Raw genomic sequence first — 8886 nt, 5'->3', positions numbered from 1 at the left:
CGGGTTATCGCTAAGCATTAGGCGGCGTGTTCCTCCCTCAATGGCTGACTCGACATCCACATGGATGTTGGGTGGGATCACAGCTGATTCTACAATCAGATCCTTTGGCTCCTTGGGTCGAAGGTTCATATAAATTCCTCCCTAAATTCAAGAATGGCACCGCTTTTGGTTCATGTATATGGGCAGTTCATAAATATAGGTAACGCCAGATCAATGTACACAACCTTTTTTTTAAAAAAAATTAAAATATATCTTAGTCTATCAGCTCTGCTCATGCGCTGAAGCAAGCATACAAGTATCTCGCTTCCCTGCAATAACGATTCGCATACAGGTATTGCGTGTATGTTAAAAGCATAAGCTATTGGATGTACAGAGAAGACACAGGAGGGAACCATGCCTAAAAAAATATGGTGGAAGGAAGCTGTTGTTTATCAGATATACCCAATCAGTTTTCAGGATTCTGACGGAGACGGAAAAGGGGACTTACGCGGTATTTTGTCTCGGCTGGATTACCTGTCTGAGCTGGGGATTGATGTCATCTGGATTTGCCCGATATATAAGTCGCCCAATCATGATAATGGATATGATATTAGTGATTATTATGCCATTATGGATGAGTTTGGAACAATGGAGGACTTTGATGAGCTTCTCCACCAGGCGCATGAGCGAGGCATTAAAATTATGATGGATTTGGTATTAAACCATACGTCGGATGAGCATCCGTGGTTCACGGAGTCACGCTCGTCGAAGGATAATCCGAAGCGGGACTACTACATATGGCGAACAGGCAAAAATGGCGGATATCCAAATAATTGGGAGTCGTACTTCTCCGGTTCTGTGTGGAAATATGACAAGCTTACAGACGAATATTACATGCATTTGTATTCCGAGCATCAGCCGGATCTGAACTGGGAAAATGAAGAGATGGTGGATGAACTCTATCGTATGGTGGAATGGTGGTTAAAAAAGGGAGTCGACGGCTTCCGTTTTGATGCCATTGCCCATATTGTGAAAGCCGAAGGGCTGCCGGATGCTCATAATCCCGACAAACAAACCTTAGTGCGGGCCTATCAGCTCTTTTCCAATCTAGAGCAGGTACATGTACTTCTACGGATGCTGAACGAAAAGGTACTGGAACGTTATCCCTTAATGACGGTTGGTGAAACTTCCGGCTTAGGACCGGAGCAGGCACTGGATTATGTGGGGGATCAGCGACATGAGTTGAATATGGTGTTCCAATTTGAGCATATGTTTATTGATGCACAAGGGTTGGGAACGGAAAAATGGAAGTACAAGTCGTGGACGCTGGTAGAGCTGAAAAAAATAATGAGTAGTTGGCAGACGGTGCTCCATCAAGAAGGCTGGAATGCCAATTATCTTAACAATCACGACCAACCGCGGGCTCTTTCCCGTTTTGCGAATGATAGACAATATCGTGTGGAATCCGCCAAAATGCTGGCAACCTTCACACATATGCTTGAGGGAACGCCTTACATTTATCAAGGTGAGGAAATTGGAATGACGAATATTGCCTTCCCGTCGATTGATGATTACCGGGACGTAGAAACATTGAATTATTATGAGCAGCAACGGAAACTCGGTGAGTCAGAGGAGCAGATTATGGCCGAAATCTGGCGAAAAAGTCGGGATAATGCGCGCACGCCCATGCAGTGGAATGCCGGACCTGCAGCCGGATTCACCGAGGGAGAGCCGTGGATGAAGATTAATGATAACTACACGCACATTAATGCAGAGGCAGAAAGAAATAATCCAAACTCGATTTTCCACTATTATCGCAAGTTGATTGCTCTGCGCAAACAACATGAGGTCATAGTTTATGGCGAATACAAGCTGTTGTTGCCGCTGGATACAGAGCTGTATGTATTTACACGCACACTGGGGCAAGAGCGTTTGCTGGTCATTTTGAATTTCTTTGATCGTGATCCAGTGTTTCACTGGCCCGAAGATGAGGAGCTCTCTGCCGCCAAGGCTGAACTGCTTCTCTCCAACTACGAACCAATAAAAGGAGAAAACCTGCATGCCTTGAAGCTGCGCCCTTATGAAGCCAGAGTGTATAAGGTAACTTTGAAATAGGCGTTGTTATTCTTGGGATGGTAAAAGGGAAGGGAGGCCCTCCAAACAGCCTGCGATCTTATCCGACACGCACTGCCCCTTGAAGCAGATCGTCCCATCCAGATCAAATACAAAGTGCATGATGTATGTACCTCCAATAAAAGTGCCTTTCAGATCGTTTCTACAGTCATTGTATCCAACACCTTCTTTATTCGTAAACGAAAAAGCCCGATTCACACTGTCTGCTATGACACATGTGGATCGGGCTGATGAGGATTTTGACTCATTAAGTTAGATACTCTTTTAGTGATAATGCTTAACTTTAAGGTCATCTAGACTTTTGAACTCGTATCCTTGCTTGCGAGCCTCGTCAATGATCGAGCCAAGGGCCTCGGCATTATCCTTGGATACGGAATGAAGCAAAATGACCGCGCCAGGGTGGAGCTGCTCCATAACTTGGCGATATGCATAGTCCGTTCCTCGCTGAATATTCGTATCCCAGTCCTTGTAGGCCACCGACCAGAATACACTCGTATATCCGGCTTCTCGACAGGATGCCAATGCTTTTTCATTAAAAATGCCGCGCGGCGGTCGGACATATTTCATTTCCTTTTGCCCAGTCAAGTCTGCAGACGCGGTTCGTACCCGATCAAGCTCAGACCGAATCTCAGCCGGAGAAATGGTGCTCATATCAGGATGGCTCCATGAGTGGTTTCCGATAATATGGCCTTCACTCGCCATGCGGCGCATCAAAGCTGGCTGGTCTTTTACAAAATGCCCGGTTACAAAGAAGGCGGCTGGAACTTTTTTGGCCTTCAATACATCCAGTACCTTGGAGGTATATCCATTCTCGTAACCGTTATCGAAAGTGAGAAACAATTCTTTTTTAGTGGTATCTCCTAAAAAGATGCCACCTTGTCTTTCGATCAGGTGCATAAAGCCTTCTTGCGCAATGGAAGGCAGCTCGCCTCCCTTACTTTTTTTAAACCCAAAATGGTACGGTTGTCCGTCCAAAGCTTGGGTAGCTGATGCTGATTCTCCGATAACTGCGGACATCCCCACAATTGCAATGCATAGCCACAAGGTAAATATTCGCTTCATCTATGTTCCTCCGTTTTCGTCCCGATTCGGGTAAGATGTGTATTCCTCGCATATTTCATACCATCTGCAATATCATGTTCATTTATGCACAGAAAAAAATGCTTTCATCAACCTTAAAACTCAATATTGACAGCAATATAAAATCGAAGTAGTATACTCTATAAAACTTACTAAAATACTCGGATTAATTTGGGTGTTCATACAAAAGAAAATCAATCAACTCAGAGAGATTTTACATCATTGATGGAGCGGAGGAATTAGGAGCTATGATTGAACTTAGGAATGTATCCAAAACCTATGTAAGAAAAGGCTTAAGCATTCAAGCGTTAAAAAATATAAATATCACAGTGGATAAAGGAGATATCTTTGGTTTTATCGGATTCAGTGGTGCAGGGAAAAGTACGCTCATCCGTTTGGTCAATCGTCTGGAGGAAGTAACGACAGGTGAGGTTCTTATTGAAGGGGAACAGTTAAATGCTTACTCGACCTCTGGCCTTCGTAAAGTAAGAAAGAAGATCGGAATGATTTTTCAGCATTTTAATCTGCTGGAATCGAAAACCGTATTCCAAAACATTGCCATTCCGTTGGTGCTGCTCAAGCGCAACAAACGGGAAATTGAGAGACGTGTAACAGAGCTGCTGGCATTTACAGGATTGTCGGACAAGGCAAATAGCTATCCCAGCGAGCTCTCCGGTGGACAAAAGCAGCGTGTCGGGATTGCCCGGGCGCTTGCGAGCAACCCATCCATTTTGCTCTGTGATGAGGCAACTTCGGCACTAGATCCGCAGACCACGCAGTCTATTCTTGATTTGCTTCGCAAAATCAACAAGGAGTACAAGATCACCATATTGATCATTACCCATGAGATGTCGGTGATCCAGCGGATTTGCAATAAGGTGGCCGTCATGGAAAAGGGAGAAATCATTGAGCAGGGCAATGTGCTGGAGGTATTCGGGCAGCCGAAGCACCCAACGACGCAAAGCTTTGTACGCACAGTTATTCACGATCAAGTGCCAGACAGTGTGCTGCAGACATTCGAGCAGCAAGAGTCGCAACGCATCTACAAACTGGAATTTATCGGACAGGCAGCTTCCGACCCAGTGGTTCATGAGTTGATTCGGAAGCACGACATCCATGTGAATATTTTATTTGCCAATATGACGGAGATTCAAGAAACGACGATTGGCTATATGACACTTCAACTGCGCGGTGAGCAGCATGCCGTTCAGCAGGCTGTTGATTTTATCAAGAGCAAAGGAGTTCATATTCAGGAGGTGGAGAGTTTATGATGATTACAGGAACAACGATAACTTGGGATCAACTGTGGGAAGCTTTGTATGAATCCGTGCTCATGGTCAGCATATCCTTATTTATCGGTGCTCTGATTGGTATCCCTATCGGTATTTTACTCGTTGTCACCCGTCCAGGCGGAATTTTGGAGAACAAATGGTTGTACAATCTTTTGAATCCGATCATTAACATAGTTCGTTCCCTGCCGTTTATTATTTTGCTGATCGCGATCATTCCATTAACCCGTTTGATTGTGCACACATCCATCGGGACTAGTGCAGCGATTGTCCCCTTGATTATATATATAGCACCCTATATCGGCAGGCTGGTTGAAAACTCGCTGTTGGAGGTCAATCCGGGGATACTAGAGGCAGCAGATGCGATGGGAGCGACCCCGTTCCAGGTCATTCGCTACTTTTTGCTGCCCGAGGCATTCAGCTCTCTGATTTTATCGTTAACGACAGCTGCCATTGGACTGATTGGTGCAACTGCTATGGCGGGTGCGGTCGGCGGCGGTGGAATTGGTGACCTGGCGATAGCGTATGGCTATCAACGTTTTGATACGCTGGTTATGCTAATTACCGTTATCATTCTAGTCGTGTTTGTACAAGGTGTTCAGTCTTTGGGCAATCTGCTCTCCCGCAAAGTTCGCAGGGGTTAATGAATGTTTTAATTTACAATTTCTGATCAAGAAACGCCCTATGTAATGGATAGGGCGTTTCTTGTCGTTTCATATATTGAAAATGTCATTTACTGAGCGCCAATGACCGGATGAGGAACATATGATTCTTCCAGCGATGCAATTTCTTCAGACCGGATATTATTACACTTGGAGTTCACTCTAAGTCAAGCAATTTTGCTGTGTGAATTCATTTGTATAGGTCTAATTGTTCAGAATTGGTTCAGTGGGATTTCATATAATTCTCTTAGCATAGTTCCTTGGTTGCATAAATCGTAGAACTAAACATGACTAAAGACTTTGATGAAACAGGATATATGCCAATAAATAGCATCTAGGAGTGAAAAGGTTGAAACTTGTAAATCGAAATAAATGGATTGCATCGGCCATGGTATTGGGAATTGCTTCAGGCTCTATCGTATCTCTACCTTGGCTGGGGAGCCCTCAGACTGCCTATGCAGCGACAGCAGATGCACAAAGTGAAACTGGATTTGTAGCGCAAGCTCGGACTTTGGGTTTGATGACAGGAGGGAACCAGGGCGATTTTATGGCACAAAAGAATTTGACCCGCGCAGAAGCGGCTAAAATTTTGTGCAGTCTGTTCCAGCTGGAAGTTAACAATCAGCCGCAGACTTCTTTTATGGATGTGTCCTCAGATGCATGGGGTGCACCCTATATTGAGGCTGTACGTGCAGCCGGGTATATGACAGGCAACGGAGAACTGTTCCGTCCAGGGGATGCCATTACCAAGGAAGAACTGATTGTTTCGCTCGTACGTGCAATGAACTTGCAGGATACAAGTACTGCGGATGCACAGCAAAATGCAGTTCAAGTAGCCCGCAATTATGGTTTGTTATCAGAGGATGCTTCTGCAACGGATTTGAAAAATCCATTGAACCGGGAGAGCAGTGCGGAAGTATTCGTCAGCCTGCTGGATCATCCAGTAGGAGAAGTGAAATCAGAGGGGAATACGGTTCGAATCGGAAATATCCCCTATCAGCTGGAAGGATCTTTGCAAGGTTTGTTTGGTGAAAACAATAAAGCGGTATTAAAAGGGGCAAAAATCGATCTTAACCGTAATTTGCGTACGCTCACAGGTGTAAATAAGCTGGAAATTAATGCGGACGGCGGCGTATTTGACGGAAAGGGTGTATCTTTCGAGGGACGCCTGATCGTCAATGGTTCGGTAACCTTGAAGAACATGTCCTCCACAGGTGTATTAGAAATCAAGGGCTCAGGGACTCAGCCTGTATCGGCCATTTTGGAAAATACAACATGGTCTGGTGTGGAACTGGGCTCCAAGGATGCCAAGCTGACTGCAACCGGGACGACAAAGATTGACAACCTGACGCTGAAAAATGATGCATCGATCGCGACCGAAGGAAATGCAGCGATTAGTCGTGTTTCATTGCAACAGGGACTAGGCAAGCTGTTGGTGAGCGGAAGTGTTGGTTTGCTGGATGCATCACAATATGTGGGTGTTCCTTTTATCACACTGGCCAAGGGGGCTGCAATCAACCAGCTCAACCTGCCGGAACAAAAACAGCCGCAGGATGTTATCATTAACTATAATGCGATGAAAGAAGCTGTTAGTCTCGTAAATGGTACGACGAACTCATCCTCTGCTGGATCGGTTATCACGGATACAGACAGCAAAGATAAGAAGAAACACAACAGTGACATTGTTAGCGTAGACCGCAGTCAGTTGGAGACAGAAGTCCATGCTGCCAAAGAACTGCTGGAGCGTGCAGGCGAGGGTGGACCGGATCAAGCGCTTTACTCGGCTGTAGCGAAGGAAAGCCTGTCCGTAGCAATCAATCAGGCTATGCTGGTACTGAACAATACGGCGGCTACACAGGCAGAAGTGGATCAAGCGCTCAGCACATTGAAACAGGATGTTTCTGTGTACACAACCTCAGCCACAGAGCCGGTGATTGGAACACAGGAATTAACTAGACTGATTCAGTTAGCTTCGACTACCCTTGAACAAAACCGAATGGTTGGTGACGAATTCCCACCTCTTTGGGATAACTCACTAAGTCAAGCGATTCAATTTGGCAACAATGTGTTGGAAGGAAATGCGCCTCAAACTATTGTGGATCGGGAAGCAGAAAGCTTGCGTCGAGTAATAAAGGTATACAAAGCATCAGTAAAACTCAGAGATGCCTATCTGCATTTTGTCGATGTAACGGATCGTGTGGAGAATTTGAAAACAGATAAAGCGCGTTACAAGTCCTTAGTAAGGGAAGGATCAAACGTATATGTGAATCCATTGGCTACAACTGAGCAGTTGGAAGAATGGACACAAAAAATAGAACTTGCTACAGACTCATTCTTAGCGCTGCAAGCAGCGGACTTCTCGGTGCTTAAAAATACTTTGCAAGAAGCGCAGGTTATCTACGATCAGAGTGGCTTTCAAAATGTTGAACTAGACAACTTGATTCAGGAATATACAGAGAAGATGCACACTGCTATGACCCAGCAGGACGTATTGAACTTGAATATGGAGCTGAGTCAAAGGCTTACGGTGTTCACTGTACCAGTGCCTGCTACAACTCGGGAAAAACTGCTGCAGATGGTTCATGATATTCAACTAAGACTGCTGTCTAACCCTGTGGCTCGTAATTACTTGAATACGGAAATGCTGTCTTTAGAGCAACAAACAGGACAAGCCAACTTTGCACTCATTATGCCATTTACTCCTGAGGAGCAATTGGTCATCTCTTATAATCAATTAAGTCAGGCTAAAGGGACCTATCTTGAAAAATATAACGAGAAAAGACTACAATTGAGAGACAAAGTCATTGAAATGCAGACTTCGATCAATGGAATTTTGCTGCAAAATTCAGGCACATTAAGCGCTGAGGCTCAGCAAGCCTTGTCTTCTGCTTCAGAGCATGCCTCTACTTTCTTAGGCTTGTCCAGCTTTGAATTACAAGACGTTGTTCCTGTATATGAGGAGCTGCAACAAGTACAGAGCCAGTATGCTGCACCTATAACGGTGGATACTACGTTGTTGAATCACAATATCAATTTGGCTAATAATGAAATTTTGACGTTCGGCCGTCATTATACGGAACAAGATAACGAAGAACTTCAAGGGCAAATTAATCTGGCAAACCTTGTGCTTAATAATCCGGATAGCACACAGCTACAGGTAGACCAAGCTAATACGGATCTGATTACAGCGTTTGCGAACTACCAATTCAAATGGATCGTAACTGATCTTGATATCAATGAGCTTAAGAACATTGCGAACAATCTGCTTACATTAAATGGTACAGATCCTACGACGGTCTACTTTCACAGAGTAGTGGATGCATTCAATCGTCTGGACCAGTATTTGCCTATGCCAGAACTTAAGAAAAATTACATGGATCTGGAAGATGCGATTCAGGAGTATAAAGATTTTGTAGCCAGCCAGCAACAAAGCAGCGCTGGAGCAACGCCGCCGAGCGATAGCAGCGGAACAGGAAGCGGCGACAGCAGTGGTGGAGCAACACCGCCAAGCGATAGCAGCGGAACAGGAAGCAGCGACAGCACTGGTGAAGTAACGCCGCCAAGCGATAACAGCGGAACAGGAAGCAGCGACAGCAGTGGTGGAACAACACCGCCGAGCGATAGTAGCGGAACAGGAAGCAGCGACAGCACTGGTGAAGTAACGCCGCCAAGCGATAACAGCGGAACAGGAAGCAGCGACAGCAGTGGTGGAACAACACCGCCGAGCGATAGTAGCGGAACAG

General features: G+C 45.2%; 5 protein-coding genes and 1 pseudogene. 4 read left to right on the top strand and 2 right to left on the bottom strand.

Features of this window, described 5'->3' with window-relative positions:
* Positions 1–393 precede the first annotated feature (393 nt).
* The gene (locus AC5V8P_RS20095; protein WP_064796903.1) at positions 394–2094 is read left to right on the top strand and encodes a glycoside hydrolase family 13 protein; all 1701 of its coding nucleotides are present in this window, start codon (positions 394–396) and stop codon (positions 2092–2094) included.
* Positions 2095–2127: 33 nt separating this feature from the next.
* Here the strand turns inward: AC5V8P_RS20095 and AC5V8P_RS20090 are convergent.
* Together AC5V8P_RS20090 and pdaA are read right to left on the bottom strand one after the other, a co-directional pair.
* Positions 2128–2214 (bottom strand): annotated as a pseudogene (locus AC5V8P_RS20090) (HAD-IIB family hydrolase); the annotation flags it as partial.
* 162 nt (positions 2215–2376) lie between these two features.
* Positions 2377–3174 carry a delta-lactam-biosynthetic de-N-acetylase gene (gene pdaA / locus AC5V8P_RS20085; RefSeq protein WP_063212337.1) on the bottom strand — a complete coding sequence of 266 codons (798 nt, stop codon included), beginning with the start codon at positions 3172–3174 and terminating at the stop codon, positions 2377–2379.
* 266 nt (positions 3175–3440) lie between these two features.
* Between pdaA and AC5V8P_RS20080 the strand changes: the two genes are divergently transcribed.
* From AC5V8P_RS20080 to AC5V8P_RS20070, 3 genes are all read left to right on the top strand, one after another.
* Complete coding sequence (locus tag AC5V8P_RS20080) at positions 3441–4463, top strand: methionine ABC transporter ATP-binding protein (RefSeq protein ID WP_063212336.1); 1023 nt, start codon at positions 3441–3443, stop codon at positions 4461–4463.
* On the top strand, positions 4460–5125 hold the full coding sequence (locus AC5V8P_RS20075; protein WP_063212335.1) for a methionine ABC transporter permease: 666 nt from the start codon (positions 4460–4462) through the stop codon (positions 5123–5125). Before AC5V8P_RS20080 ends, AC5V8P_RS20075 begins: the two co-directional genes overlap by 4 nt.
* Positions 5126–5492: 367 nt before the next feature.
* On the top strand, positions 5493–8886 hold a 3394-nt coding region (locus AC5V8P_RS20070; protein ID WP_495473804.1), incomplete at its 3' end, for an S-layer homology domain-containing protein.

It is taken from the genome of Paenibacillus sp. N119s, assembly GCF_059447605.1.
This window is presented reverse-complemented; position numbering and strand designations above follow the sequence as displayed.